Genomic DNA, 24,765 nt, shown 5'->3' on the forward strand with positions numbered 1-24,765 from the left:
CGGGATCAACCGGGCGGTGGCCGAGGTGATCGTGGCCGAGACCGTGGGCGACATGGCCCGGTTCCCCTCGGCGGGACAAACCACCTGCCCTACCACGACCTGGGCGGCGACTACTTCACCCGGCGGGCATGGTCCCGACCGGGCCAACAGTCTTGCCCGGAACCGCCTCTACCTGCAGTTATTTACGCGTCAGAGTCGCCCAGTGGCTCTCACGGGATCTGTTCCCCGTCGGGGTGGTCGGTGGACTTCGACAGCTCGTTCCAGGCGGCTGTCTCCGCATCGAAGGCGGAGCGGGCGTCGGCGACGAGGCGGAGGGCGTCGCTGCCGAGGATGAGGTGGGTCGGCGGCTTTTCGGCCTCCACGATGGCGAGCAGGGCGTGGCCGGCTCGGGCGGGATCGCCGAGCTGCTGACCGCGCATGTCGAGGCGGCGTTCGCGGATCGGGGCGAAGACCGGGTCGTAGTCGGCGATGGTGCTTTCCACGCGGTGCATGGAGCGGCCGGCCCAGTCGGTGCGGAAGGAGCCGGGCTCGATCGCCGTGACGTGAATGCCGAACGGTGCGACCTCTGCGGCGAGCGTGGCCGCAATGCCCTCGACGGCGAACTTGGAGCCGTGATAGGCGGCCAGGCCGGGGAACGCGCGCAGACCGCCCATGGAGGTCACGAACAGGATGTGCCCGGCACGGCGCTCGCGCATGCGGGGCAGAACGGCTTGAGTGACCGCGATGACGCCGAAGACGTTGACGTCGAACTGGTGGCGGAAGGTGTCGGGCGGGGTTTCCTCGAAGGTGCCCTCGACGCCGTAGCCGGCGTTGTTGACGAGTACGTCGATGGGGCCCACCTTGCCCTCGACCGCTGCGACGGTCGACGCGATGGCATCGGTGTCGGTGACGTCCAGCACGCGGGCGTGAGCGCGGCCCGGAGCGAACTGCTCGAAGGCGGCGATCTGGTCCGGGTTCCGAACGGTGCCGATGACGGTATGGCCGGCCTCGAGGGCGGCGGTGGCGAAGGCGCGGCCGAGGCCGCTGCTCACGCCGGTGATGAGAAACGTGCGGGGCATGTGTCTCTCCGTTGGAATCGGAAGTGTCAGACGGTGGAGCGCATAAGCCCGTCGAGCGCAGTGCGCGCGAGCTTCTCGACGTGCTCGTCCGTGAGGTCGTAGTGGCCGGTGAGCCTGCGGAAGATGAGTGGCCCGAAGAGGATGTCGATGACGTCGTCCACGTCGGTGTCGGGCGAGGATCATCCGGCGGGACGTCTCCCGGCCAAGGTCGGTGTCGCCGTCAACGGCTGTTCGCGGACACCTCGTTCGAGGTGGTGACCGCATCTGGATCGGTGGAACGTTGCGGCGCCGCGGAGCCTTCCGCGGGCTTGGACCTCGCCAGCCACAGGCCGGTGAACACGGCGGTGGCCAAAGTGACGGTGCCGGCAGCGAGGAAGGCGCTGTTGAGGCCGGTCTCGAAGGAGGCGCCGCCGGATTGCCGGGTGCGGACGATGGCTCCGAGTACCGCCACGCCGAGCACCGCGCCGATCTGTCGGGTGGTGCTGCTGATGCCTGACGCGAGGCCGCCTTCCTGCGGGCTGACTGCTTGGATGGCGGCTCCCGTCAGTGGGGACATGGTCAGGGCGAAGCCGATGCCGACGACTCCCAGCCGCCACCACACGTTCCCGTAGCCGGTGTCGGCGTGCACCATGCCGAGCGCCAGCAGTCCCAGGCCGGCCAGGGCCAGGCCGGTGGTAACCACGATGCGGAAGCCGTACCGGGCGGCGAGCCGGCCCGCGTACGGGCTGACGATCACCATGGCGAGGGATGCCGGCAGGGTCTGCAGGCCGGCGCGCAGGATCGAGCTGCCCTGGACGTACACGAAGAACTGGGAGAAGAAGAACGACGAACCCATGAGCGCGAACCCCACCACGACCATGGCGGTGTTGGACACGGTGAACAGCCGCTGCCGGAACAGCCGCAGCGGCAGCAGCGGAGCGGAACGACGCGCTTCGACGGCGACGAAGGCGGCGAGGAGGATCACCGCGGCGGTGAAGCTGCCCAGGATCACCGGCGACGTCCAGCCGCGGGCACCACCCTCGATCAGCCCGTAGGTCAGCGCCCCCACCCCCAGAACGGACAGCACCGTCCCCGGGATATCGATCGCGGGGGCGCTCGGATTGCGGGCCTCTTCAAGGCTGCGCAGACCGACCAGCAGAAGGACCACGCCGATGGGCAGATTGACCAGGAAGATGGCGGGCCAGCCGAAGGCATCCGTCAGCACGCCGCCGGCCACGGGGCCTGCGGCCAGACCGATTCCGCTGAATCCGGCCCACAGCCCGATCGCCTTGATTCGTTCTTGCGGCACGGGATAGGCGGCGGCGAGCAGGGCCAGCGAGGCAGGGCTCAGCGCCGCGGCCCCGATGCCCTGCAGCACCCGGCCGGCGATCAGCCAGCCGACCGAGGGCGCGAGGCTGCACAGCACCGACGCGGCGGTGAACACCGCCACGCCGGTCAGGTACACCCGCTTGCGGCCGAACCGGTCGGCGAAGACACCGCCGGACAGCAGCAGCATGGCGACCAGCAGTACGTACGCGTCGACGATCCATTGCAGACCGGTCAGCTGAGTGTGCAGCCGGTGCTGCATATCGGGCAGCGCTGCTCCAACAATCGTGTTGTCGAGCAGGACCATGAATTGGCCTAGGCAGGTCACCGTGAGCAGCACGGCCTGGTTTGGTCGACTGCCTACGGCCGCAGGCGATGCAGCCATGGGGATTCCTCTCGATCGTTGGTTGCGCCTCTCCACGGCCGACGCGGTCAGCCTCTGGGCGCTCTAAAGCAGTCAGTGGCTGCGTTAGGCGACTGTAAGGAGGGTTGCCTCGCAAACGCAAGTCACGACTGCGTTAAGGTGGGGGCATGAACGAGCGACAGCGAGCCCGGCGGCCCGGCGGGCGCAGCGCCCGCGTCGGCGCGGAGGTGCACCAGGCCGTCACCGACCTGATCAGCGAGCGCGGCTACGGCAACTTCACCGTCGGCGAGGTCGCAGACCGCGCGGGCGTGGCCGACAGCAGCATCTACCGCCGGTGGGGCAGCCTGGAAACCCTGCTCACCGACGTGGCGCTCACCCGCCTCAACGCGCGGTCGCCGATGCCCGACACCGGGAGCCTGGCCGGCGACCTGCGCACTTACGCGGCCAACGTGGCCCGCGAGATCACCGGACCCGACGGTCTGGCGGTGGTGCGCCTGGCCGTCGCCCTGTCGAGCAACGGTCAGCAGGGCCTGCAGGCGCGTGACGACCTCCGCGACGAACGCACCCGGCAACTGCAGTCCATGCTCGATCGCGCCCGCGAACGTGGCGAGCACGCACCCGACGCGTTCGGCGTGCTGGACCACATCCTGGCCCCGATGTATATCCGCGTCTTGTTCGGCATGGGCCCGCTCACCCCGGACTACGTCGACGGGCTGGTCGACCGATTGCTGTGACCTCAACCCGGTCCCCGGGTTCAGCCCTCGGACGCGGTGCCAGGGCTCCGCGGTGCCAGGGGTGAGGCGCTCTACTACGTGCCATCCCACCTCAGGCATCCGGCCCTCGGCGAGCTCGTGGGTGGAGTATTCGCCGAAGCGGCGGATGCGCTCGGTCAGGTACGGCGAGACCTGCCAAGATCATTCCATGGCCCGTTTGGAGTCGATCTAAGCGGGGCCCGCTCCGGCCGGCGCCGCGAGGACCTTGACGGCGTTGCCCACTCCGTCCTGGGCCCGGGTCTGCCGGCCCAGCTGCGCCGCCCGCCGGACCAGCGCGGGGGTGTGCACGGACCTCCGGATGGCGGTTGCCAGCCGCTCGGCGGTCAGCCGGTGTTGGGGCAGGGGCGGCGGCGCGACGCCGCATGCGTGCATACGCTGGGCCCAGAACGGCTGGTCGAAGGCGAGCGGGCAGACTACCTGGGGCCGTCCGGCCATCAGCGCGGCGGCAGTGGTCCCGGCACCACCGTGGTGGACGATCGAGGACATCCGCGGGAACAGCCGGTCGTGGGGCGCCTCCTCCACGAAGAACACGTCGTCGGCGTTCGCCATGCGCTGGTGCGCGGTCATGCTGCCCCAGCCGGTGGCTACGACGGCGCGGACCTTTGCCGCTCGGATCGCCTCGACCACCGTCCGGGTCGTCTGCGCGGGGTCCCTTCCGGGCAGGCTCCCGAATCCGACGTACACCGGTGGCGGGCCGGCATCGAGGAACGCGCTGAGAGGCGGCGACATCCGCCAGTCGGAGCGCGTCGCCAGGTGCCAGAAGCCCGTGGTGTGGGCGGTCGCCGGGTAGCGCGGTGCGCCGGGGAGCACATGGCCGCCGAAGGCCTGCAGGACGGTGGCCGGTTGCCGGTCGGGACCCATCAGCACGTTGTGCCGTCCCCGCCGACGCGGCAGCCGCAGGTCGTCGCGCATCCGCTCCACCGCCCGCCCGTACAACAACCGGGTGATCACCGGCGTGCCGGTGTACGACATGGTGTTCGCCATCCTTGGGAGGCGCCCGGGGAAGAGTGGATTGGGCAAGTCCGGCGTGGGCACCCAGCCGGGCTGGAGACACACCGGCACGGCCGGCACGCCGAGGCTCTCGGCGAGGTGATGCGCCGGCAGCCACGACTGGAAGACCACGACATCGGGACGCTCCTGAGCCCGGACCGTGGTGACCAGGTCCTCCAGGACTTCCACGTAAAGCGGCCGGTTCCGCAGCAGCCACTGCACGGCCAGCGCAGGCCCCTGCAGTCCCCGCCCCCGCGACTGGTTCGCCTTGACGACGGCAGGATCCCGCAGCAGTTTCAGCGGCCCGTCAGCGATCGGAACGTAGGGCACACCGGCGGTCCGCGCCACCTCGGAGACCGACCGCGGACCGACCAGCGACACCTCATGGCCGGCGGACGCCAAACCACGGGCCAGCGCAACAAACGGTTGCACATCGCCCCGGGAACCATGCGTCAGAAGCAGTGCTTTCAACGGTGAACACTCCATGCAGAATCTCGGACAGAACAGGCGTCTCCACACCTCATCGGCGCCCCGTCCTCCCCACCCTCCACTGCCCAGGGACCCTGCAGAGAGATATTGGGGCCAAGGTGCGATCCCGTGTCGCGCTTGCCGGCGCGCCCGGCAATGGCGGCTGGTCTCCGGCCGTTTCTCCGCAGGTACCTCGCCCCTTGAGGGGACCGGGGCAAGCGCGGAGCATAGGCCCGGCCGACCCGGCCCGTGCCCGCGCGCTCCGCCACTGCGGAGTTCCTAGGCGCTCAACTCCCGCTCCAGCGGCGTCCGGAAGCGCGGTGTGATCCGGACCGCGCCCACCCATCCCGCGAGCCGCGCCGCCTCCGCCGTCACGGCCTTGCCGGCCTCGCTCCCGCCCTCGTCCGTCAGCAGCCGCCACACGATCTCGCCGTCCGCGCGCTGGGCCCAGCCGCCGATGATCTTGCCGTTCCACCACACCGTCGGCCCGATGTTGCCGCTGCGGTCGAAGAGGTGCGGTACGTGGTCCGGGTCGAGGTACCAGTCGCGGGCTTTCCAGCCCATGGAGGTGGGGTCGAGGCCGGGCAGCAGGGCCGCCCAGGGTTCGGGTGCGGCGACCGGCCCGAGGTCCTCCGGCAGGGCCAGGCCGTCCACGCCGCCGTCCAGGACCACCTCGACCGCATCCGTCGCGGCCACCGCGCGCCGGGTGTCGGTCAGCGTCCAGCCCGTCCACCACTTGAGGTCCTCGACGGTCGCCGGGCCGTACGCGGCGAGCCAGCGGCGGGCGAGGTCGGTGCGTGCCTCGGCGGCCGGGGGCGCGGACAGGTCGGCGAACGCGGTGCCGGGCGTCCACCGGAAGGAGCTGCTGGTCCAGCCGCCGCGCGGCCGCCCGCGCCGGATCCGCCCCTCGGCGGCCAGTACCCGCAGAATCCGGCTGGAGACGGCGACCTTGGCCTCGTACGGCTTGCCGGGGGAGTTCACGATGGTGTCGCGCAGGTCGGGCACCTCGGCGGCCAGATCGGCGGCCGTCGCCTCGCCGCGTCCGGCCAGCGCGGTGAGCGTCCTCGCCTCCACCTCCGCCAGCCGCCGCTCGTCCCACCCCGGGGCGCCGCCGATCAGCCATCGGGTCATGTCGCGCCGTTCCTTGGCGGCGATGGCTTGCCCCGTCGACGCACTCACCACCGGCGCGAGCGCGGCACCGACCGCGAAGAGGGTACGGCGCATGCACAGCAGCCGGACCAGCGCATGCTCGTCGTAGAGCGCGCGTTCCACATCCGCGGGGCCGGGTGCGGCCAGCCGGGCGCAGGCGGCCAGGTGCACGGTGGCCGCGTCGGAGGCATGCAGCGCTACGAGCGCATCGGCGACCTCTTCGGTACGGGCCGACCGGTACGCCGGCGCCAGCAGATGGCGCCGTCCGAGGCGGGCCCGGCGTCCGGCGGTGTCGATACGGGGGCGGGTGGCGCTCATGGGGCGACCGTACGGGGGCGGGGGTGGCTCATGCGGTGACCGTACGGGGTGGGTAGGACGGCCGGTGTCCTACACGCTGAGCCCCTCCGCGCGCCCGAACCGTTCCCTCAGCTCTCCCTTCAGCACTTTCCGGAGCGTCGCCCCGCGCGGCAGCGCGGCCAGCACCTCCAGCTGCTCGGGCAGCTTGTGCGGCGCCAGTCCCTGCGACCGGAGATAGGCGACGGCGTCGGCGAGCGTCAGCTCCCGTGCGTTCGGCGGCTGTTCCACGACGGCACAGACCCGCTCGCCCCGCTCCCGGTCCGGCAGCCCGATGACCGCCGCATCGGCCACGTCCGGGTGCCGGTAGAGCAGCCCCTCGATCTCCTGGGCGGAGATGTTCTCGCCCTTGCGGATGATGATGTCCTTGAGGCGGCCGGTGATGACGAGGTGGCCGGTGGGGGTGAGGTGGCCGAGGTCGCCGGTGGGGAGGAAGCCGTCGGCGTCGAAGGGGGACGGCTCGCCGAGGTAGCCACGGCAGACGGCCGGGCCGCGGAGCAGTATCTCCCCGCTCCCGGGGGCGATACGGATCTCCATCTCGGTGGGCGGCCGGCCGTCGGTCGTGGCGAGGTGCTCGGGGGTGTCGTACGGATCGCCCATGGTGACCATCGGGGCCTCTGTCATGGCGTAGCCGTGGGTGAGCTGACAGCCCAGTTCGGCGGTGACCTCGTGGTGGAGCGAGGGAGGTTTGGGGGCGCCGCCGCCCGCCAACAGGCGCAGAGAGGGAAGCAGTTGGCGGCCGGGCGGCAGTTTGCGCTGTTCGGCGAGGAAGGCGGCGTAGAAGGCGGTGGAGCCGCCCGCGAGGGTCACGTGGTGGCGGCGGTAGGCGGCCAGGCTTTCCGGTAGCGCGAAGTGCTCCACCAGGACGGCGGGGATGCCGAGCCGCAGGAGCATGACGGTGTAGTCGGGCCCGGCGACATGGGCGTACGGGAAGGCCATCGAGCCGATGTCGGACGGGCCGAGGCGCAGCGCGGCGGCCAGGCAGCGGCCCGCCGCCAGCAGGCTGCGGTCGGTGTGCAGGACGCCCTTGGGGCCGGCGGTGGTCCCCGACGTCCAGTAGATCCAGCGCGTCTCGTCGGGGTCGGCGGGGGGTGGCGGCAGCACGGCCGGGTCGCCGTCCGGGAGGGTGCCGGACGCCTCGTCGTACACCTCGATGACGGTGAGCGGGCCGGGCAGCGCGGCGGCCAGGCGGTGGGCCATCGCGGTGTGGTCGAAGCCGCGCCAGGTGCCGGGCACGGCGAAGAAGGCGGCGCGGGTGCGGCGCAGCACCTGGCCGGCCTCGTGGTCGCGGTAGAGCGGGATGACCGGGCTCTGGACGGCGCCGATCCGGGCCAGCGCGAGGCTGAACAGCACGGTCTCGATGCGGGTCGGCAGCTGCCAGACGACCCGGCTGCCGGGCCGTACGCCCAGCTCGTACAGGCCGGCGGCGACCCGTTCCGCCCGCCGGCGCAGCGCCCCGAAGGTGCTCCGCCGCTCGTGCCGGGCGGACCGGGTGCCCTGGATGAGCGCGGGCGCATCGGGGGTACGGGCGGCGCGCCATGCGAGAAGGTCCCAGAACGTCTCGCCGGCCATCGGTACCTCCAGATACCCACCCTGACTGACGCAGCGTCAGATTTCCTGGCGAGGGTAGAGGTCGGCGCCTTGTCGGTCCAGAGGATCGGAGGTTAGCCTTTTCTGACGGCCCATCAGGTACGTGAGAGGCCGAGTACGGAGATCGAGTACGAGAGACCGACACGAGAGACCGGCACGACCGGACACAGGGCGAGGGGAAACGATGGGGAACCCGAGAGAGCTCCATGTGCGGGGCCTGGACGACGAGACCGGCCACCAGCTCATGCGGCGCAACCCGATCCGCATGCTCGGCCTCGGCCTCGGTCCCGGTCCCGGCCGCGTCCTCGGCCGCGACAAGTAGTCGCCGCGCCATGGACCTCACGTACACCGAGGAAGAGGAAGAGTTCCGGGCGCGGCTGCGCACCTGGCTCGGCGAGGTGCTGCCGAAGCTCCCCGCCAAGCCCGCCGCGACCGACTGGCCGGGCCGCCGGGCCTACGACGTGGCCTGGCAGCGGATGCTGTACGACGCCGGATACGCGGGCCTGCACTGGCCGCGGGACGCCGGCGGGCAGGGCGCCACCCCCACCCAGCACCTGATCTTCCTGGAGGAGACGGAGCTGGCCGGCGCGCCCTACGTCGGCGCGGGCTTCGTCGGGCTGCTGCACGCCGGGCCGACCATCGCCGCCGAGGGCACCGCCGGACAGCGGGCCCGCTGGCTGCCGCCGATCCTGCGCGGCGAGGAGATCTGGTGCCAGGGCTTCAGTGAACCGGACGCCGGGTCGGACCTCGCCGCGCTGCGGACGAAGGCGGTACGGGACGGCGACGCGTATGTCGTGACCGGCTCCAAGATCTGGACCTCGCACGCCGAGGTCGCCGACTGGTGCGAGCTGCTGGTCCGCACCGACACGCAGGCGCCCCGGCACCGCGGGATCAGCTGGCTCGCCATGCCCATGGACGCGCCGGGCGTCACGGTACGGCCGCTGCGCACCCTTGCCGGGTCGACGGAGTTCGCCGAGATGTTTCTCGACGAGGTACGGGTGCCGGTCGGCAACCGCGTCGGGGCGGAGAACGACGGCTGGCGGGTGACCATGGTGACCCTCTCCTTCGAGCGCGGCACCGCCTTCGTCGGCGAGGTGGTGGCCTGCCGCCGGGTGCTCGGCGCGCTCGCCCGTACGGCGCGGGCCAACGGCCGCTGGGACGATGCCGTACTGCGGCGCAGGCTCGGCCGGCTGAGCGCGGAGTTCGCGGCGCTGTGGCGGCTGACCCAGTGGAATGTCAGCGAGGCACAAAGGAGCGGGGGCGTCCCGGGGGCCGGCGGCTCGGTCTTCAAGTTGCGCTATTCGCACGCCCGCCAGGAGCTGTACGACGCGGCGGCGGAGGTGCTGGGCGCGGGTGCGCTGGACGCCGGCCAGGAATGGGTCGCGGACCGGCTGTCCGCCCTCTCGTACACGATCGCCGCGGGCACCTCCCAGATCCAGCAGAACATCGTCGCCGAGCGCATCCTCGGCCTGCCGAAGGGGCGGTGACCGGCCGGTGGACTTCCAACTCGGCGACGAACAGCGGGCGTTGAAGGACGGTACGCGGCAGCTGCTGGCGGGGCGGTTCGGGCGGGAGCGGCTGCGGGCGGCGCTGGACGATCCCGCACTGGACCGTGCGCTGTGGCGGGAACTGGCCGAGGCCGGGTTCTTTGCGCTGCGGCTGCCGGAGTCGGACGGCGGGGTGGGGCTCGGACTGCCCGAGGCGGTGCTGGTCTTCGAGGAGGCCGGGCGGGCGCTGCTGCCGGGACCGCTGGCCGCCTGCCAGCTGCTGGCCGGCGTGGTGGACGGTGTCGCGACCGGCGAGCGGATCGTCGCGCTGGCCGACGCGACGGCCGACCCGGTGCTGTGGGAACACCCGGCCGACTGCGACGCGTTGATCTTGCTGGGGGGCGCGCAGGGGGCGGATCAGGTGCACCAGGGGCGCGAAGCAGGGGCGTACGGAAGCGCGGCCACCCATGTCGCCTGCGCCCCGTTCGCCTCAGTTGACCCCCTCACCCCGCTCGCCCGTCTGACGGATATCCCGCGCAAGACCCCCTTGCCCCTCGACGCCTCCCGCCTGCGCCGCGAGGCGGCCCTGCTCACCGCCGCCCAACAACTGGGCAGCGCGGCCCGCACGATGGAAATGGCGGTCGCGCATGCGGGCGAACGGGAGCAATTCGGCGCCCCGATCGGATCCTTCCAAGCGGTCAAGCATCTGTGCGCGCAGATGCTCGTACGAGCCGAAATGGCCCGAAGTGCGGTGTATGCGGCGTCGGTCACAGAGGGTGTTCTCGACGTGACGAGCGCGAAACTGCTCGCCGACGAGGCTGCTGTGCGTAACGCCCGGGACTGCCTGCAGGTTCACGGCGGCATGGGGTTCACATGGGAGGCGGATGTGCATCTGCATCTCAAGCGGGCCTGGTTGCGCGCCGAGTGCTGGGGCCGGGCCGGCGCGGCGGAAGAAGCGCTGGCGGAGGGCTTGATCGCCTGACGGGAGTTGAGGTGATGGGGTGTCCCGTGGGCCGTAATGTCAGACTCTGGCATCCCGTGTGCGAAATGTCGGAAACCGCATGCATAAGTGGTCACGGAGGGTCGATATCGGGTTGTGTCCTAGGCGTGACTCGTCACAGGCGGGAGTCGGCGTTCCGCTCGGGTACGCTCCCTTGGGTGCGAGTGGTTCTGTGGCGCAACGGTCGCGGTGCCGTCGAAATGGCGGCTCCGGGGTACGGACTGCGCGCCGCTCGCCTCGGGCGGGGGCCCGAGAACCCCCCTTGTTCGACTCCCCGCAAAGTGCGTCGCACAGTATGCAGCACGCATACTCCCTTGCGCTGGAATATGCCCGAAGCGCTTGTTGGGGTGACTGAACGTCAACCATGCTGTGCTTCACCGGGGTCACGCACCGTGATCCTGTGGAGGCGCGAGGCGATGTTTCCGCCGGTTCGGATGGTGTGAGCGGTGCAGGTGCTTCAGGTTCAGTTGGAGGTACGGCCCGACCCTGCAGAGGTGGGGCGGGCCAGGCAATGGGCCCGATCGCGGCTGATGGGGTCCGGCATAGGGGTCGATGAGCCGCTGGCCGAGACGTTGATCTTGTTGATCTCCGAGCTCGTCACCAATGCCGTGGTGCATACCGGCTCGGCGGCCAAACTGCGGATGTGCTTCTCGGGATCGGGCGCGGTGGTGGGGACCGTACGGGTCGAAGTGGTGGATGCCAGCGCCCGCCCGCCGCGCCAGCGGCACGCAGACGGCGAGGACACCAACGGTCGCGGCCTGGAACTGGTCGACGGCCTCGCGGACCGCTGGGGCTGGCAGCAGGAAGGCGCCGGCAAGCGGATCTGGTGCGAGGTGGACCGCTGCCAGTCGCTGTTGATGGCGGCGGGTGGCGAACTGGGGGCGTACGAACCCCACTGCGCCGTACCCCATCGGGCGTAAGCGGATCCGGCGCAACCGCGTCCGGCGCAACCGCATCCCGCGCAACTGGATCCTGCATCAGCGCATCGCGCGCAAGTGAGTCCCGCGCAACCGAATCCTGCGCAACCGAATCCCGCGTCACCGAATCCCGTGTATCCGCATTGCGCGCAAGTGAGTCCTGCGCAAGTGAGTCCTGCGCGAGTGGGTCCTGCGCGAGTAAGTCCCGCGCAAGTGAATCCTGTGCGAGTGAATCCCGTGTGGGGGAAGCGGGCCGGGGTCAATCGGGCGCAGCGGAATTAGTCCAGACCAGGTGTTGACGTGGCGTGCCGTGTTGATCACTCTTGGGTGGAGCGATTCGCCGCGAGGGGACGCCGAGGTCGTGGGGGGAGCCGGGATTCCGGTCCGGGGCCTTGACGAGTGCGGGTCGCGGCCTGGTTGGGGGTCCCCCGGTGGAAGCCGGGGAAGGTGGCGGTCCGCGGTGCCGCGCTCGGGGCGCGCATGGGCGCACCGCCACCTGGCCGGGCCGGCCGGGGACCGGGCCGGACCTTCAGAGGATCGCCACGGGTGCCACTGGCGTCCCGGTCCCGCCGACGAACGGCTCGGCCATCGCCGACAGCAGGAACGTATGACGCCCCGCCGCCGCGCAGGCCGCGCTCAGCTCCTCCAGATTCCAGTTCTGGCCCTGCAGCATGCCCATCTCCACCAGGTCGAGGGCGTGCACCGGAAGCCACAGGTCCTCGATCTCCGGCGGGAAGATCTCGAAGGTCAGGGTGTCGTTGGCGACCGCGGCGACGTCGCGGGCGTGAAACCACTCGGGGGTGCGCAGCGAGAGCCCCGGTGACGGGAAGGCGTACGCCTGCCGGTCGCCGGCCAGGTAGTGCTGCATCTGCCCGGTCCGGATCAGGACGATGTCGCCGGACCGGACCTTGGTGCCCGCCAACTCCTCGGCGGCGTCCAGGTCTTCGGGCGTGACGGCGTGTCCGCCCGGCAGCCGGTCGGTGCCGTGTGCGCGGGCCACGTCCAGGAGGACGCCGCGGGAGACGATCGGGGTGGCTTTCTCGATGCCGAGGCTGGTGGCGCCGGCGTGGGCGGTGACGGAGTCGGCGGGACGGTTGTTGTAGAGCCGCCCGGAGTGCGAGACGTGGGTCAGGCCGTCCCAGTGAGTGGCGGCCTGGAGGCCCATGGTGACCGCGTCGTCCGAGGTGGCGACCGTACCGGGCCCGAAGATCTCCTGGTTTATCGCGACCATGGTGTGCAGCGGGTTGACCCGGCCGGGGATCATGCCGGTCTGTACGCCGTCCTGCCGGAGCGGCAGCGCGAGAGGGATGCGCAGGCCGGTGCGGAGGGCGGCGGCGGCCTCGCGTACGACCCGGTCGGTGATCAGGTTGAGGGTGCCGATCTCGTCGTCGGCCCCCCAGCGGCCCCAGTTGTTCACGCGTTTGGCGATGTCGTGGAACTCCTGCGGCAGGGACATGGGGCCTCCTTGGGTTCGGCCGGGGGGTTGTGTTCGTACCGCGTGTGCTCAAAAATCTAACGGTCCGTCAGAAACTGCGGGAAGGGGCGCGGCATGGGAAACGCGGGGAACTTCTTGGCCGGCAAGGTGGTCGCCGTCACCGGGGCCGGGCGCGGTATCGGGCGGGCGGTCGCGCTCGCCTGCGCGGAACAGGGCGCGAAGGTGGTCGTCAACGACTACGGGGTCTCCATCGCGGGCGGCGAGCCGAGCAGCGAGGTCGCCGAGTCGGTGGTGAAGGAGATCGAAGCCGGGGGTGGTGTCGCCACCGCGGTCGCCGACGATGTGTCCACCATGGCCGGTGGCCAGCGGATCGTGGACACCGCGCTGGCGCAGTACGGGCGGATCGATGGCGTGGTGTGTGTGGCCGGGATTCTGCGGGAGCGGATGCTCTTCAATATGTCCGAGGAGGAGTGGGATCCGGTGGTTGCCACTCATCTCAAGGGGACGTTCACGGTGTTCCGGGCGGCGGCAGCCGTGATGCGGCGGCAGGGGTCGGGGACCCTTGTCGGCTTTACCAGCGGCAATCACCAGGGCTCCGTATCGCAGGCCAATTACTCGTCCGCCAAGGGCGGGATCATTTCGCTGGTACGGAGTGCGGCGCTGGGGCTGCACAAATACGGGGTGACGGCCAATGCGGTGGCGCCGGTCGCGCGGACGCGGATGTCGGCGAATGTGCCGATGGAGCTCAAGGAGATCGGGGAGCCGGAGGACGTCGCGGCGTTCGTGGTGTATCTGCTGAGCGAGCGGGCGCGGGAGATCACGGGGCAGGTTTATACGGTTGCCGGGCCGAAGGTCGCGGTGTGGGCGCAGCCGAGGGAATTGCGTTCCGCCTATGTCGACGGGGCGTGGACGCCGGAGAAAGTCGCCGATGTGGTGGCGGGGTCGGTGGGTACCGATCCGATGCCGATGCTGGCGCAGCTGTCGGCGATGGCCGAGGCGGCGCGGGGCGGGGCGGGGCCCAACCAGTAGGTGTTGCTCCGTACCGTGGGAGGTGGGTATGGACTTTGAGTTCGGGAATGCGGAGGAGGAATTCCGGCGAGAGGCTCGGGCTTGGCTGTCGGAGCATCTCGTAGGGGAATACGCCGAGTTGTCGGAGCGGGGCGGGCCCGGAAGTGAGCACGAAAGGGCCTCGGTGCGCAGGGCGTGGGAGCGGGAGCTCGGGGCCGGCGGCTGGATCGGTCTTGGCTGGGGCGAGGGATACGCGCATCGTCCGGCGACGCTGACGCAGCAGGTGGTATGGGCCGAGGAATATGCGCGGGCCGGAGCACCGGGGCGGGTTGGGCATATCGGGGAAAATCTGCTGGCACCGACGCTGATCTCTTATGGGGACGAGGCGCAGCGGGAGCGGTTTTTGCCGGGTATCGCGCGGGGGGAGGAATTGTGGTGCCAGGGATACAGCGAGCCGGATGCGGGGTCGGATCTGGCGGGGGTGCGGACGGTGGCCGTACGGGACGGGGACGAATACCGGATCAGCGGGCAGAAAGTCTGGACCTCACTGGCGCGCGAGGCCGATTGGTGCTTTGTGCTGGCCAGGACGGATCCCGGGGAGCGGCGGCATCGGGGGCTGTCCTTTCTGCTGGTGCCGATGGATCAGCCGGGCCGCATTGAGGTGCGGCCGATCCGGCAGATGTCGGGGACCGCGGAATTCAACGAGGTGTTCTTCGACGGGGCGGTGGCGCGGGCCGGGCATGTGGTGGGCGGGGAAGGAGCCGGCTGGCGGGTGGCGATGGGGCTGCTGGCGTGGGAGCGGGGCGTGTCGACGCTGGTCCAGCAGATCGGGTTCGCGAGTGAGCTGGGTGCGGTGGTGGGGGAGGCGGTCGCTCGCGGGGCGGTGCGTGATCCTGTGCTGCGCGATCAACTAGTCGGTCAGTGGGCCGAGTTGAAGGTCATGCGGTGGAATGCGCTGCGGACCCTGGGTGCCGTTGGGGACGCGGGCGCGCCCAGTGTGGCGAAGCTGTTGTGGGGCGGGTGGCATCAGCGGCTGGGGGAGCTGGCGATGCGGGTGCGCGGGGCAGCGGCCGGGCTGGGGCCCGTCGACTGGTCCGCGCGGGCGCCGTACGAACTGGACGCGCTGCAGCGGCTGTTCCTGTTCACCCGGGCCGACACCGTCTACGGCGGTTCGGACGAGATCCAGCGCAACATCATCGCCGAGCGTGTGCTCGGCCTGCCCAGAAGGGAGCGGTGATGAGAGGCGTCATTTTCGACGGCGAGCAGACCCGGGTCGTGGACGATCTGGTGGTACGGGATCCGGGGCCGGGCGAGGTGCTGGTCGGGATCCGGGCCGCCGGGCTGTGTCACAGCGATCTGTCGGTCATCGACGGGACCATTCCGTTTCCGGTGCCGGTGGTGCTGGGGCACGAGGGGGCCGGGGTGGTCGAGGCCGTGGGGGCGGGTGTTGAGCATGTGGCGCCCGGTGATCACGTTGCCCTGTCGACACTGGCCAATTGCGGGGCGTGCGCGGAGTGCGACCGGGGACGGCCGACGATGTGCCGCAAGGCCATCGGGATGCCCGGGAAGCCGTTCCGGCGAGGGGGCGCGGAGCTGTTCAACTTCGCGTCGAACTCGGCATTTGCGGAGCGTACGGTCGTCAAGGCGGTACAGGCCGTGAAGATCCCCAAGGAGATTCCGATGACCTCCGCCGCGCTGATCGGGTGCGGGGTGCTGACGGGTGTCGGGGCCGCGCTCAACCGGGCGAAGGTGGATCGCGGGGATTCGGTGGTGGTGATCGGCGCCGGCGGCATCGGGCTCAACGTGCTGCAGGGGGCGCGGATCGCGGGGGCCTCGACCATCGTGGCCGTGGATGCCAATCCGGCCAAGGAGGCGGTGGCGCGGCAGTTCGGGGCGACGCATTTCCTCGATGCCTCGGCGGTGGCGGACAGCGTCAAGGCGGTGAAGGAGATCCTGCCGGCCGGCGCCGACCATGCCTTCGAGTGTGTGGGCAGTACCCGGCTGATCCGGCAGGCGATCGATCTGCTGGACCGGCACGGCCAGGCGGTGCTGCTCGGGGTACCGCCGGCCGGCGCGGAGGCGTCGTTCCTGGTGTCGTCGATGTACCTGGACAAGTCGATCCTGGGATGCCGGTACGGGTCGTCGCGGCCGCAGCGGGATATTGCGCTGTACGCGCGGATGTACGGGCAAGGGCGGCTGCTGCTGGACGAGTTGGTGAGCGAGACGTATCCGGTGGAGGACTTCGCGAAGGCCGCCGACGATGCGCATCATGGGCGGGTGGCCCGGGGGGTTTTGACGTTCGGATAGCGGGAGGGGCCGGGAAACGGTGGCGGTGGCCCGATCCTGGTGAAGGCTGGCCCTCCGGCCACTCGTTCCGTTCGGCCGCGACGATGATGCTGCTCGGGTGAGCCAGATAACCGAACCGCCCCCGCCTGCCACGGACCCCGCCCCCGCGCCTCCTCGCCGACGCCGCCCCCACCGGGCCTGGTCCGTCGCCGCCGTCACCTTCCTCACCATCATCGGCGCGGCCGGCTTCGCCTCCCTGCCCGGACTGCTCATCGATCCGTTGCACGCCGAGTTCCACTGGTCGCGCGGCACCATCGGCTTCGCGGTGTCCGTGAACCTCGCGCTGTACGGGCTGACCGCGCCGTTCGCCGCCGCCCTGATGGACCGCTTCGGTATCCGCCGAGTGGTCGCCGTGGCCCTGACGCTGATCGCGGTCGGCGCCGGGCTGACCGTCTTCATGACGAACAGCACGCAACTCGTCCTCCTGTGGGGCGTGCTGGTCGGCCTGGGCAGCGGATCGATGGCGCTGGCCTTCGCCGCTACGGTCACCGGCCGCTGGTTCGTCGAGCGGCGCGGGCTGGTCACCGGCATCCTCACCGCGGCCGGCGCCTCGGGGCAGCTGGTCTTTCTCCCACTGCTGTCCTGGATCGTCGACCGGCACGGCTGGCGGCCCGCCGCCGTCACCGTGGCGCTCGCCGCGCTCGCCGTCGTCCCCCTGGTGTGGCTGCTGCTGCGCGACCATCCGGCGGACGTGGGCCTCGCGCCCTATGGGGCAACGGAGTTCGTACCCAAGCCGCCGCCACAGCCCGGCGCGGCCCGGCGCGCGGTGCGGGCGCTGCTCGCGGCGGCCCGAACGGGCCCGTTCTGGCTGCTGGCGGGCACCTTCGCGATCTGCGGCGCCACGACGAACGGCCTGGTCAAGACGCACTTCGTGCCCGCCGCACACGATCACGGGATGCCGATGACCGCCGCCGCCTCGCTCCTCGCGGTGATCGGCGTCTTCGACATCGCCGGGACCGTCGCCTCGGGCTGGTTCACCGACCGCTTCGACACCCGTCGGCTGCTCTCCGTGTACTACGGCCTGCGCGGTGTGTCGCTGATGTTCCTGCCGCTGCTGCTCGCGGACACCGTCCACCCGCCCATGATCTTCTTCATCGTCTTCTACGGCCTGGACTGGGTCGCGACCGTCCCGCCGACCATCGCCCTGTGCCGCGAGCACTACGGCGAGGACAGCGCGATCGTCTTCGGCTGGGTGCTGGCCGCCCATCAGGTGGGCGCCGCCCTGATCGCCTTCCTGGGCGGCCTGGCGCGGGACGCCTTCGGTACGTACAACCCGGTCTGGTACACCTCCGGGGCGCTGTGCGCGGTCGCGGCACTGATGGCGCTGGTCATCCGGCGGCGGAGGGCCGTTTGAAGGACACCCTGGTGGCGGGGTGGCCGGCCGGCGGGTGCATCATCCCGATGAGAGGGGTGATGCGGGATGAGCATGACCAGGGGTGGGACTTCCGGCGCGGTGTTCTGGAGCTGGCCGGCCGTGGCGGTTTCGATGGCCGCGCTGCTGGGCGAGGTGCTGGTCGCGGGGGCCGGGCTGGGGATGTACGGCTTCACCCAGGAGGGGGACGTCGGCAATGTGTTCCTGGCACTGTTCCTGCTGCCCTTCGCGATTGTCGTCGGTAGCGTCCCCGGCTTCGTGGTGACGGTCACTCTGATCCTGCCGACCCTTTGGCTGGCGGGTTGGGCGGCGCGGCGGGCCGGGCTGCCGGGGCGGCCGGCCTGGTGGTGGACGGCGGCCGCGGCGCCCTTCTCGGCGTTCGGCGCGCTCCTGGCGCACGGGGTGATCGCCGCGCTGCTCGACCGTGCCGTGGGGCCGCCGATGGCGTATCTGGTGCTCTGGCTGGCGCTCACGGCGGCCGCCGTACCCGCCGCCCTGCTGGCCGCGTACGCCGCCCGGGACCGCGATGCGCGGCGTGCCGTACGGCTGACCGTCACCGTCGTGTGCGGCGGAATCGGAGCCGCACTCACGGTGGTTGCGCTGTTCGTGGGCGCCTTCGCCACCGGGCTGATGCACGAATACCGGCCACCGCACCTGGACCGCGCCGCGCTCACCGGCGTCTGGGAGGACGGCTCCGGTGGCACGCTGCGGCTGCGCTCCGACGGGGTCGCGCGCGCGTCCCGGCTGTCCGAGGACGGGGAACGCTGTGAGGGGACCGGCACGTGGTCGCTGGAGACGGACGGCGAGCAGACGTTGCGGCTGTACGGCGACATCTGCGCGTCGGACTGGAGCGTCGGCGGTACGCAGCGGAAGCCCACCCTCTACGTCTACGTGGGCGATCCGGACGAGGGGGAGCGGCAGGTGCTGACCCGGCAGGCCGCGGCCCGGCGGTGAGGCGGACGGCCGCCGTCAGCCGCTGAAGCTGCCGAAGGCGCCCCGGTGGAAGAGCAACGGGCCGCCCCCGGCGGCGGACGGGTCCGCGGCGAGGGCCTCCACCCGGCCGACCACGATCAGATGGTCGCCACCGGTGTGCACGGCCTGGATCGTGCAGTCGATCCAGGCGGGGACGTCCGCCAGCCGCGGCGAACCGGTCGCCGGAGCCGCCACGTAGGAGACCCCCGCGAACTTGTCGCCCCCGCTGACCGCGAACCCTCGGCACAGTTCGCCCTGTTCGGCACCGAGGATGTTGACGCAGAAGACTCCGGCGCGGGCGATCCGCGGCCAGGTGGTCGACGTACGCGCCACCATGAACGTGACCAGCGGCGGGTCGAGGGAGAGCGACGCGAACGACTGACAGGCGAAGCCGGCCGGGCCCTCTTCCCCCGGTGCCGTGATGATCGTGACGCCACTGGCGAAGTGCCCCAGGACGGAGCGGAATTCGGCCGGGTCCAGAGGGGCGCGTTCGTCCTCCCGTACGGCGCGCAGCGTGGGGCGGGGGAGGGCGGCGGCCGGGGTGCCTGCGGTGGCTGTGGCGGGTGGGGAAGCAGTGGTCGGTGCGCCGACCGAGCGCAGATATCGCACCGCCGTGGCCGCCATTCCCGCGTGTCCCATCATGTCTTCATTGAATCTGATGCTGCGTCAGATGGAAAGCCCCCGGAAGAGGGATCCGGCGGAGTCCACGGGCCTTCAGGCGCCGCCGGGGTGCCAGGGGGAGGGGGTGCCAGGGGGTGCCAGGGGGTGCCAGGGGGTGCCGGGGGACACCAAGGGGCGCCGGGGAGGCCACCCTTAGGGGTGGTTTGCTCCAACTCGGGGGCGATGTAGTGGGGAATCAGGGGAGATCGGGGGGTGGCACCTGATTGGCTACCGGCTGCACGGGTAGCTTCCTTCTCGGCCGCCGCCCGTAGCCCAGCGCGGGGAGTTCCAGTACATGGCCGATGCGATGCCGTCGTCACCGTTGCCTGCCGCGTCACCCACCTTCGATGAGGTCTTCTGCGGGCTGTTGCCCCGGCTCTACCGGCGGGCGGTGATGCTGGCCGGACCGAGACAGTCCGCGGAGGACGTGGTGCATGAGGCGTACCTCAAGCTCGCCGCCCGCCCGCAGCGCTTCCTCGCGCATCCGGAGCCGTACGCCTATGCCTTCACCGCGGTGCTCAACGTCGTCCGCGACGTGTACCGCAAGGACCGGCGCCAGGTGCTGGTCGAGGCGATCGAGGGCGTCGGGGAAGCCGGTGCGGGCGGGGTTGACGGCGGCGGGGGCTGCGGGGCGGGCCTCGGCGGGGCCGGCGGTGGCTGGGACGGCGGGGTGGAGCGGCGGCATGCGGAGCTCGAAGCGGTCCGCCTGCTGGGGCGGTTGTCGCGCCGCCAGGCCGGGATCGTCATCCTCGTCGACCTCGACGGCTACACCATCGACCAGGCCGCGAAGATCATGAAGGTGCACCGCGGCACCGCGGCCCGGCACCGTGCACGCGCGCTGGACAGGCTCCGCGCCTACCTCGTTGCCTCGGAACGCGGGCGGGCCGGGCGGTGAGCGGCACCGTGGGCGCGGGGCCCGGATACGAGGACGGAGCGGACGGCGGCGGCTCCCCGAGCGGCTCGGGGGGCGGCGCCGGCCGGGGGTTCGACACCGGGGGCGGCGGTGCGGGTGGCGGTGCGGGCGACGATGCCGAGGCGCTGCTGCGTGAGCGGCTGCGGTGCGCGGACGAGCGGATCGAGCTGCCGGCCGGGCTGTGGGCCCGCATCCGTGTCCAGCGGTCCGGCCCTGAATCGGAGCCCGTCGCGTCTGAGGTTCCTGCGGTGTCCGGGGTGCCCGTGGCGTCCGTGGCGCCTGTGGTCTCCGTAGGGCTTGCGGCCTCGCGCCGGAAGGCCTACGCCCTCGCGCTCACGGTCGCGGCCGCGGTGGCCGCGGTGGCGCTCGGGGTGTGGTGGCTGGTGGGTCCGGACGCCGGCGGGTCGCAGCCTGCCGCCGGTGTCCGCGCGGTGCCGCTCACGGTCTACAACAGCGAGTCGGCCTGCCGTCGGATCCATACGCTGGAGTGCGCGCTGCGACTGGCCAGGAATCCGTACGCCAGGTATGCCACGCGGGGCAATTCCGCGGGCCGGGTCTGGCACGGCGACGTACTGGCCGCGCACTGTGTGGTCATCGACGGGCGGTTGGTGCGTGACGAGGCGGGTGTGACGTCCAGCCGCTGGTATCTGGTGACCGGTAAGAACGGCGTGCCGGGCTGGCTGCCGGGGGTGCGCACCCGTAATACGCGCGAGGTGCCGGACTGCCCGCATGGCGTGATCTAGATCACGCCATGCGGTGTCATGGAGGGCGGGGGCGCCGCCCGTGTGCCGAGTGAAGGGTTGGCTGAGGGGCCGGCCGTACGGGCGCGCAGGGAGTCGGCGATGACGACGGTAGGCAACAGGCTCGGCGGTGCCGTGTGGGCCGGGCTGCTCGCGGCCGGGCTGCTGTGGGCGGCGGGTGCGGTCACGGGGTGCCAGGCCGGGGCGAAGAAGGACGGGGGCGCCGAGGGTGTCGCGGCGGGGCGCGACCCGGACGTCAGCGCGGCCGACCGCCGCCCCTGGCCCGTGGGGCGGGTGGCGCCCCGTATGACCCGCGGCCCCGCTACCGGCCCCGGTACGTCGGGCTGCGGCGCTCCACGAAGGAGGCGACCCCTTCCTGGGCGTCCGCCGTGGTCATGTTGATCTCCTGGGCGGCGGCCTCGGCGGCGAAGGCCGCGGCCCGGTCGGTGTCGAGCGAGGCGTTGACCAGCTGTTTGGTCAGCGCCAGGGCCCGGGTCGGGCCGGCCGCCAGCCGTTCGGCCCACTCCCGTGCCGTCTTGGCCAACTCGCTATCCGGGACCACCCGGTTGACCAGGCCCAGCCGCTCGGCCTCGGCGGCCGGTACGGCGTCGCCGAAGAACATCAGCTCCTTTGCACGCTGCGGGCCGATCAGCCGCGGCAGGAGGTAGGCGCCGCCGCCGTCCGGGACCAGCCCGCGGCGTACGAACACCTCGATGAAGCGGGCCGATTCGGCGGCCAGTACGAGATCACAGGCGAGCGCGAGATGGGCGCCGATCCCCGCCGCGGTGCCGTTGACGGCGGCGATCACCGGCTTCTCACAGTCCAGTACGGCGCCGATGAAGCGCTGCGCGCCACGTCGGATCATCCGGGCGACATCGCCCGCGACCCGCTCACCGTCCGCCGCCGGCGATCCGCGCAGATCGGCGCCGGCGCAGAAACCCTTGCCGGTCGCGGTGATCACCACGGCCCGTACCTCCGGGTCGGCCGAGGCCTCCGCGAGCCGCTCGATGATGCGTTCGCGCTGGTCCCAGGTGAGGGCGTTCCTTGCCGCGGGCCGGTTGAGGGTGATCCACGAGACGCCGTTGTCAGTGGCGTGGAGTATCAATGAATCAACGGAAGGTGATGAGGCTTCGGAGGCGTTGGCGGGTCCGGGCGAGGGTGTCGTGGGGGAGGGCGTCATGGGGGAGTGGCTCCAGTGGGTGCGGTGGGTGCGGTGGGTGTGCGTGCGGGTGGTGGCGGTGCTGCTGCGGGGGCGCTCGGTGCGGGGTCGGCTGCTCCGTTTACCCGGTCTGCGGTGTCGGCTGCCCCGCTTGCCCGGCCTGAGGGGCCCGCGGTGCCTGCGCCGTCGGCTACGGAGCGCGGACCCCGCCGGGGCCATGGCATACGGCGAGCGCGTCGAGGGCCACGGCGCCCTCCCCGCGCGGCAGGACCACCAGCGGATTGATATCCAACTCGGCCAGGTCCTCACCCAGTTCGAGCGCCATCCGCTGCACCCGCAGGACGACCTCGACCAGCGCGTCCACATCCGCGGGCGGCGCGCCCCGCACACCTTCCAGGAGAGCGCGGCCGCGCAGTTCGCCGAGCATCGTGCGCGCCTGGTCCTCCCCGAAGGGCGGCACGCCCACCGCGACATCCCGCAGCACCTCCACGAGGACCCCGCCCAGCCCGACCGTCACCGTCGGCCCGAAGAGACTGTCGTGGGTGACCCCGACGACCATCTCCACGCCCCGCTCGATCATCTGGCAGACCAGCACACCGTCCAGCGGGATGTCCTCGTAGCGGGCGATGTCGGTGAGTTCACGGTAGGCGTCCCGCACCTGGCTGGCGGAGGTCAAGCCGACCTGGACCAGACCGAGTTCGCTCTTGTGGGCCAGTTGCGGCCCGGAGGCCTTCATGACCACCGGATAGCCGACCTGACTCGCCGCCCGTACGGCCGCCGCCGCGCTGGTCACCAGCTGTTCGCGCGGTACGCGGATGCCGTAGGCGCGCAGCAGCTGCTTGGCCGCGTGCTCGCTGAGCTGCTGGCCCGGACGCATCAGGGCCTGCGCCTTGCGGGCGGAGGGGGAGAGGACGCGCGGGGCATCGTCGAACGGCGAGCGGTAGCCGGCGGCAAACCGGTGGTGGTCGAGATAGGCGCGGACGGCGGTGATGCAGTTGGCGAAGGTGCGGAAGGTCGCCACGCGCGAGGAGCCCAGGAGGGTGTGCCGGTAGGCGTCCTCGGTGCCGACCGGCGACCCCCACACCACACACACCAGCTTGTCCGTGCGCTCCGCCGCGTCCACCAGATCCTGCGCGAGCTTGTCGCTCATCGGCGGGAAGGGGCCGGTGATCGGGCAGATGAGTACCCCTATCGACGGGTCGGCGAGGAGGGCATCGATGATCTTGCGGCCACGCCAGTCACCGACCGGGTGCCCGCCGTTGTCGATGGGGTTGGCGACATTGAGGTAGTCCGGTATCCACTGGTGCAGCTCGGCCTGCTTGGTGTCGTCGAGGGTGGGCAGCCGCAGTCCCGCCGCGGTTGCCAGATCCGAGAAGTGCGCCCCGGTGCCGCCGGAGATCGAATACACAGCGACGCCCTCGGACGTGGGCCGCTTGGCGCGGGCCAGCAACGCAGCGGTGTCCTGCAGCTCGTCGAGCCCGTCCACCCGGATCACGCCGAACTGCCGCATCGCGGCATCCACGACCTCGTCCGCGCCGGTGAGCTTGCCGGTGTGCGAGGCGGCCATCCGGGCGCCGGTCTCGGTACGGCCGACCTTGACGGCGACGACCGGCACCTTGTTACGGGCGGCGCGGTCGGCGGCAAGCAGGAAGCTGCGGCCGTCCTTGAGGCCCTCCACATAGGCGGCGATGGCGCCGACCTCGGGGCGGGAGGCGAAGTAGGAGATGAAGTCGGCGGTTTCCAGATCGGCCTCGTTGCCGGTGGGGGCCCAGTGAGAGAGGCGGATACCCAGTTCCTGAAGGGTGAAGACGGGGCGGCCCTGGTGGCCTGACTGTGTGATGAGGGCGATGGCCGGCCCGTCCAGGTCCTCGCGGAACTTCTCGAAGGCGTTGAGGTTGGTGTTCGGCCCGAGCAGCCGCAGCCCGGAACGCTCGACGACTTCGGCCAGCCGCGCCTGCGCCGCCGCACCATCCGCCCCTGTCTCGGCGAACCCGGAAGCGAAGGCCACGGCGAACTTCACCTTGGCGTCGCCCAGTTGCTCGATAACCGGGACGGGGTCGCCGACCAGCAGAACGGCGAGGTCCACCGGCTCGGGGAGGTCGGCGACGGTGGCGTGACAGGGGCGTCCGAAGACCTGCTTACGCCCCGGGTTGACGGGATGGAGCCGCGCGCCGACCCGCTCCGCCCAGGCGATCAGCTGTCGGGTGATGCCGGTGTTCGGACGGCCCTCGCTGTCCGAGGCACCGATCACGGCCACGGACTCGGGCCGGAAGAAGCGGTCCAGGTCGGGCACCGGAGCGTGCAGCGGCCGCCCGCTGACATCCCGGTCGACCGAGCCGCCGGCACGCTGCCCGCCGCTGCCACCGCGCGCTTCGGGCACGCCGTGGACGGTGTGTGGTGGTTGCTCCCCACAGGCCACGACGCGGGCCGGGCGGGAGTGAGTGGTGAGGGTGCCGTGAGTCGATCCAAGCATCGCAGACGCCCGCTCCTGTGTGACGGCTCTCATTGCCTGACGCATTACCTGACGCGTAGTCAGATTACTGAACTGACGGCATGTCAGGAATGGGGCTGCATGGTAAAGCTTCGGCGCGGCGGGTGTGCGGGTGGCGGGTGGCGGACCGTGGGGACGACCCCGGCCCGCCCTGCCTCGCCTCCTGCCCCGCCTCCGGTACCGCTCGTGCGCTCCGCCGGTCGATGCCGTACGG

The 24,765-nt window shown here is 71.4% G+C and carries 22 protein-coding genes; 12 read left to right on the forward strand and 10 right to left on the reverse strand.

Translation table 11 applies throughout. The annotated features are described in order from the left end of the window. Positions 1-209: 209 nt before the first annotated feature. The 3 genes from ACZ4S3_RS32850 to ACZ4S3_RS32860 are packed head-to-tail and all read right to left on the reverse strand — an operon-like array spanning position 210 to position 2,748. Entirely contained in the window at positions 210-1,058 is an 849-nt protein-coding gene (locus ACZ4S3_RS32850) for an oxidoreductase (RefSeq protein WP_467940882.1), read from the reverse strand. 26 nt (positions 1,059-1,084) lie between these two features. After that, the gene (locus ACZ4S3_RS32855; RefSeq protein ID WP_467940884.1) at positions 1,085-1,219 is read right to left on the reverse strand and encodes a hypothetical protein; all 135 of its coding nucleotides are present in this window, start codon (positions 1,217-1,219) and stop codon (positions 1,085-1,087) included. A gap of 59 nt (positions 1,220-1,278) precedes the next feature. After that, positions 1,279-2,748 carry an MFS transporter gene (locus tag ACZ4S3_RS32860; RefSeq protein WP_467940886.1) on the reverse strand — a complete coding sequence of 490 codons (1,470 nt, stop codon included), beginning with the start codon at positions 2,746-2,748 and terminating at the stop codon, positions 1,279-1,281. A 146-nt stretch (positions 2,749-2,894) separates the two neighbouring features. Here ACZ4S3_RS32860 and ACZ4S3_RS32865 point away from each other — a divergent pair, with 146 nt between their 5' ends. Continuing rightward, positions 2,895-3,461: a TetR/AcrR family transcriptional regulator gene (locus ACZ4S3_RS32865; RefSeq protein ID WP_467940888.1), complete on the forward strand. Its 567-nt coding sequence runs from the start codon at positions 2,895-2,897 to the stop codon at positions 3,459-3,461. A 207-nt stretch (positions 3,462-3,668) separates the two neighbouring features. Here the strand turns inward: ACZ4S3_RS32865 and ACZ4S3_RS32870 are convergent, their stop codons facing one another. The 3 genes from ACZ4S3_RS32870 to ACZ4S3_RS32880 form a co-directional block, all read right to left on the reverse strand. Next, complete coding sequence (locus ACZ4S3_RS32870; RefSeq protein ID WP_467940890.1) at positions 3,669-4,976, reverse strand: glycosyltransferase; 1,308 nt, start codon at positions 4,974-4,976, stop codon at positions 3,669-3,671. Between the two features lie 261 nt (positions 4,977-5,237). Next, complete coding sequence (locus tag ACZ4S3_RS32875) at positions 5,238-6,425, reverse strand: winged helix DNA-binding domain-containing protein (RefSeq protein WP_467940892.1); 1,188 nt, start codon at positions 6,423-6,425, stop codon at positions 5,238-5,240. Positions 6,426-6,494: 69 nt separating this feature from the next. Further along, complete coding sequence (locus ACZ4S3_RS32880; protein WP_467940894.1) at positions 6,495-8,033, reverse strand: AMP-binding protein; 1,539 nt, start codon at positions 8,031-8,033, stop codon at positions 6,495-6,497. Positions 8,034-8,235: 202 nt separating this feature from the next. Between ACZ4S3_RS32880 and ACZ4S3_RS32885 the strand changes: the two genes are divergently transcribed. The 4 genes from ACZ4S3_RS32885 (at position 8,236) to ACZ4S3_RS32900 (ending at position 11,458) form a co-directional block, all read left to right on the forward strand. Further along, positions 8,236-8,373, forward strand: coding sequence for a hypothetical protein (locus ACZ4S3_RS32885; protein WP_467940895.1), 138 nt, complete (start codon positions 8,236-8,238; stop codon positions 8,371-8,373). Between the two features lie 10 nt (positions 8,374-8,383). After that, positions 8,384-9,538 (forward strand): acyl-CoA dehydrogenase, encoded by a 1,155-nt coding sequence (locus ACZ4S3_RS32890; protein WP_467940896.1) that lies wholly within the window; start codon positions 8,384-8,386, stop codon positions 9,536-9,538. Between the two features lie 7 nt (positions 9,539-9,545). Continuing rightward, a complete protein-coding gene (locus ACZ4S3_RS32895) occupies positions 9,546-10,520 on the forward strand; it encodes an acyl-CoA dehydrogenase family protein (protein ID WP_467940898.1) in 975 nt (324 codons plus the stop codon). 464 nt (positions 10,521-10,984) lie between these two features. Further along, a complete protein-coding gene (locus tag ACZ4S3_RS32900) occupies positions 10,985-11,458 on the forward strand; it encodes an ATP-binding protein (protein ID WP_467940900.1) in 474 nt (157 codons plus the stop codon). Between the two features lie 526 nt (positions 11,459-11,984). On the opposite strand, the gene ACZ4S3_RS32905 is transcribed toward ACZ4S3_RS32900, so the two are convergent. Beyond that, positions 11,985-12,911 carry a cyclase family protein gene (locus ACZ4S3_RS32905; RefSeq protein ID WP_467940902.1) on the reverse strand — a complete coding sequence of 309 codons (927 nt, stop codon included), beginning with the start codon at positions 12,909-12,911 and terminating at the stop codon, positions 11,985-11,987. A gap of 93 nt (positions 12,912-13,004) precedes the next feature. Between ACZ4S3_RS32905 and ACZ4S3_RS32910 the strand changes: the two genes are divergently transcribed. The 5 genes from ACZ4S3_RS32910 to ACZ4S3_RS32930 all read left to right on the forward strand — a co-directional run bounded on the left by ACZ4S3_RS32910 (position 13,005) and on the right by ACZ4S3_RS32930 (position 18,570). Continuing rightward, positions 13,005-13,919 (forward strand): SDR family oxidoreductase, encoded by a 915-nt coding sequence (locus tag ACZ4S3_RS32910; RefSeq protein WP_467940904.1) that lies wholly within the window; start codon positions 13,005-13,007, stop codon positions 13,917-13,919. A gap of 28 nt (positions 13,920-13,947) precedes the next feature. Further along, a complete protein-coding gene (locus ACZ4S3_RS32915) occupies positions 13,948-15,135 on the forward strand; it encodes an acyl-CoA dehydrogenase family protein (RefSeq protein WP_467940906.1) in 1,188 nt (395 codons plus the stop codon). Continuing rightward, positions 15,135-16,205 carry a Zn-dependent alcohol dehydrogenase gene (locus ACZ4S3_RS32920; protein WP_467940908.1) on the forward strand — a complete coding sequence of 357 codons (1,071 nt, stop codon included), beginning with the start codon at positions 15,135-15,137 and terminating at the stop codon, positions 16,203-16,205. Before ACZ4S3_RS32915 ends, ACZ4S3_RS32920 begins: the two co-directional genes overlap by 1 nt. Before the next feature lie 97 nt (positions 16,206-16,302). Next, positions 16,303-17,598, forward strand: a complete 1,296-nt coding sequence (locus ACZ4S3_RS32925) for an MFS transporter (RefSeq protein ID WP_467940910.1) — start codon at positions 16,303-16,305, stop codon at positions 17,596-17,598. 66 nt (positions 17,599-17,664) lie between these two features. Further along, positions 17,665-18,570 (forward strand): hypothetical protein, encoded by a 906-nt coding sequence (locus ACZ4S3_RS32930; protein WP_467940912.1) that lies wholly within the window; start codon positions 17,665-17,667, stop codon positions 18,568-18,570. Between the two features lie 15 nt (positions 18,571-18,585). Here ACZ4S3_RS32930 and ACZ4S3_RS32935 read toward each other — a convergent pair whose 3' ends face one another. Further along, positions 18,586-19,212, reverse strand: coding sequence for a flavin reductase family protein (locus tag ACZ4S3_RS32935; protein ID WP_467941162.1), 627 nt, complete (start codon positions 19,210-19,212; stop codon positions 18,586-18,588). Between the two features lie 331 nt (positions 19,213-19,543). Here ACZ4S3_RS32935 and ACZ4S3_RS32940 point away from each other — a divergent pair, with 331 nt between their 5' ends. Both ACZ4S3_RS32940 and ACZ4S3_RS32945 read left to right on the forward strand, forming a co-directional pair. Beyond that, a complete protein-coding gene (locus ACZ4S3_RS32940; protein ID WP_467940914.1) occupies positions 19,544-20,143 on the forward strand; it encodes an RNA polymerase sigma factor in 600 nt (199 codons plus the stop codon). Next, positions 20,140-20,904: a hypothetical protein gene (locus tag ACZ4S3_RS32945; RefSeq protein ID WP_467940916.1), complete on the forward strand. Its 765-nt coding sequence runs from the start codon at positions 20,140-20,142 to the stop codon at positions 20,902-20,904. The genes ACZ4S3_RS32940 and ACZ4S3_RS32945 overlap by 4 nt, the downstream gene beginning before the upstream one ends. Positions 20,905-21,223: 319 nt before the next feature. Here the strand turns inward: ACZ4S3_RS32945 and ACZ4S3_RS32950 are convergent, their stop codons facing one another. Both ACZ4S3_RS32950 and ACZ4S3_RS32955 read right to left on the reverse strand, forming a co-directional pair. Next, positions 21,224-22,081: an enoyl-CoA hydratase/isomerase family protein gene (locus ACZ4S3_RS32950; RefSeq protein WP_467940920.1), complete on the reverse strand. Its 858-nt coding sequence runs from the start codon at positions 22,079-22,081 to the stop codon at positions 21,224-21,226. A 169-nt stretch (positions 22,082-22,250) separates the two neighbouring features. Beyond that, positions 22,251-24,533 (reverse strand): acetate--CoA ligase family protein, encoded by a 2,283-nt coding sequence (locus tag ACZ4S3_RS32955; RefSeq protein WP_467940922.1) that lies wholly within the window; start codon positions 24,531-24,533, stop codon positions 22,251-22,253. Between the last annotated feature and the right edge of the window lie 232 nt (positions 24,534-24,765).

The sequence above is a fragment of the Streptomyces sp. NPDC028368 genome (genome assembly GCF_055565615.1).

What these genes read in the sequence shown, in the direction of transcription:
- ACZ4S3_RS32850 (WP_467940882.1), bottom strand. Translation starts at nt 1,058, where the DNA reads ATGCCCCGCACGTTTCTCATCACCGGCGTGAGCAGCGGCCTCGGCCGC.
- ACZ4S3_RS32860 (WP_467940886.1), bottom strand. Translation starts at nt 2,748, where the DNA reads ATGGCTGCATCGCCTGCGGCCGTAGGCAGTCGACCAAACCAGGCCGTG.
- ACZ4S3_RS32865 (WP_467940888.1), top strand. Translation starts at nt 2,895, where the DNA reads ATGAACGAGCGACAGCGAGCCCGGCGGCCCGGCGGGCGCAGCGCCCGC.
- ACZ4S3_RS32870 (WP_467940890.1), bottom strand. Translation starts at nt 4,976, where the DNA reads ATGGAGTGTTCACCGTTGAAAGCACTGCTTCTGACGCATGGTTCCCGG.
- ACZ4S3_RS32875 (WP_467940892.1), bottom strand. Translation starts at nt 6,425, where the DNA reads ATGAGCGCCACCCGCCCCCGTATCGACACCGCCGGACGCCGGGCCCGC.
- ACZ4S3_RS32880 (WP_467940894.1), bottom strand. Translation starts at nt 8,033, where the DNA reads ATGGCCGGCGAGACGTTCTGGGACCTTCTCGCATGGCGCGCCGCCCGT.
- ACZ4S3_RS32885 (WP_467940895.1), top strand. Translation starts at nt 8,236, where the DNA reads ATGGGGAACCCGAGAGAGCTCCATGTGCGGGGCCTGGACGACGAGACC.
- ACZ4S3_RS32890 (WP_467940896.1), top strand. Translation starts at nt 8,384, where the DNA reads ATGGACCTCACGTACACCGAGGAAGAGGAAGAGTTCCGGGCGCGGCTG.
- ACZ4S3_RS32905 (WP_467940902.1), bottom strand. Translation starts at nt 12,911, where the DNA reads ATGTCCCTGCCGCAGGAGTTCCACGACATCGCCAAACGCGTGAACAAC.
- ACZ4S3_RS32910 (WP_467940904.1), top strand. Translation starts at nt 13,005, where the DNA reads ATGGGAAACGCGGGGAACTTCTTGGCCGGCAAGGTGGTCGCCGTCACC.
- ACZ4S3_RS32915 (WP_467940906.1), top strand. Translation starts at nt 13,948, where the DNA reads ATGGACTTTGAGTTCGGGAATGCGGAGGAGGAATTCCGGCGAGAGGCT.
- ACZ4S3_RS32920 (WP_467940908.1), top strand. Translation starts at nt 15,135, where the DNA reads ATGAGAGGCGTCATTTTCGACGGCGAGCAGACCCGGGTCGTGGACGAT.
- ACZ4S3_RS32930 (WP_467940912.1), top strand. Translation starts at nt 17,665, where the DNA reads ATGAGCATGACCAGGGGTGGGACTTCCGGCGCGGTGTTCTGGAGCTGG.
- ACZ4S3_RS32935 (WP_467941162.1), bottom strand. Translation starts at nt 19,212, where the DNA reads ATGGCGGCCACGGCGGTGCGATATCTGCGCTCGGTCGGCGCACCGACC.
- ACZ4S3_RS32940 (WP_467940914.1), top strand. Translation starts at nt 19,544, where the DNA reads ATGGCCGATGCGATGCCGTCGTCACCGTTGCCTGCCGCGTCACCCACC.
- ACZ4S3_RS32950 (WP_467940920.1), bottom strand. Translation starts at nt 22,081, where the DNA reads ATGACGCCCTCCCCCACGACACCCTCGCCCGGACCCGCCAACGCCTCC.
- ACZ4S3_RS32955 (WP_467940922.1), bottom strand. Translation starts at nt 24,533, where the DNA reads ATGCTTGGATCGACTCACGGCACCCTCACCACTCACTCCCGCCCGGCC.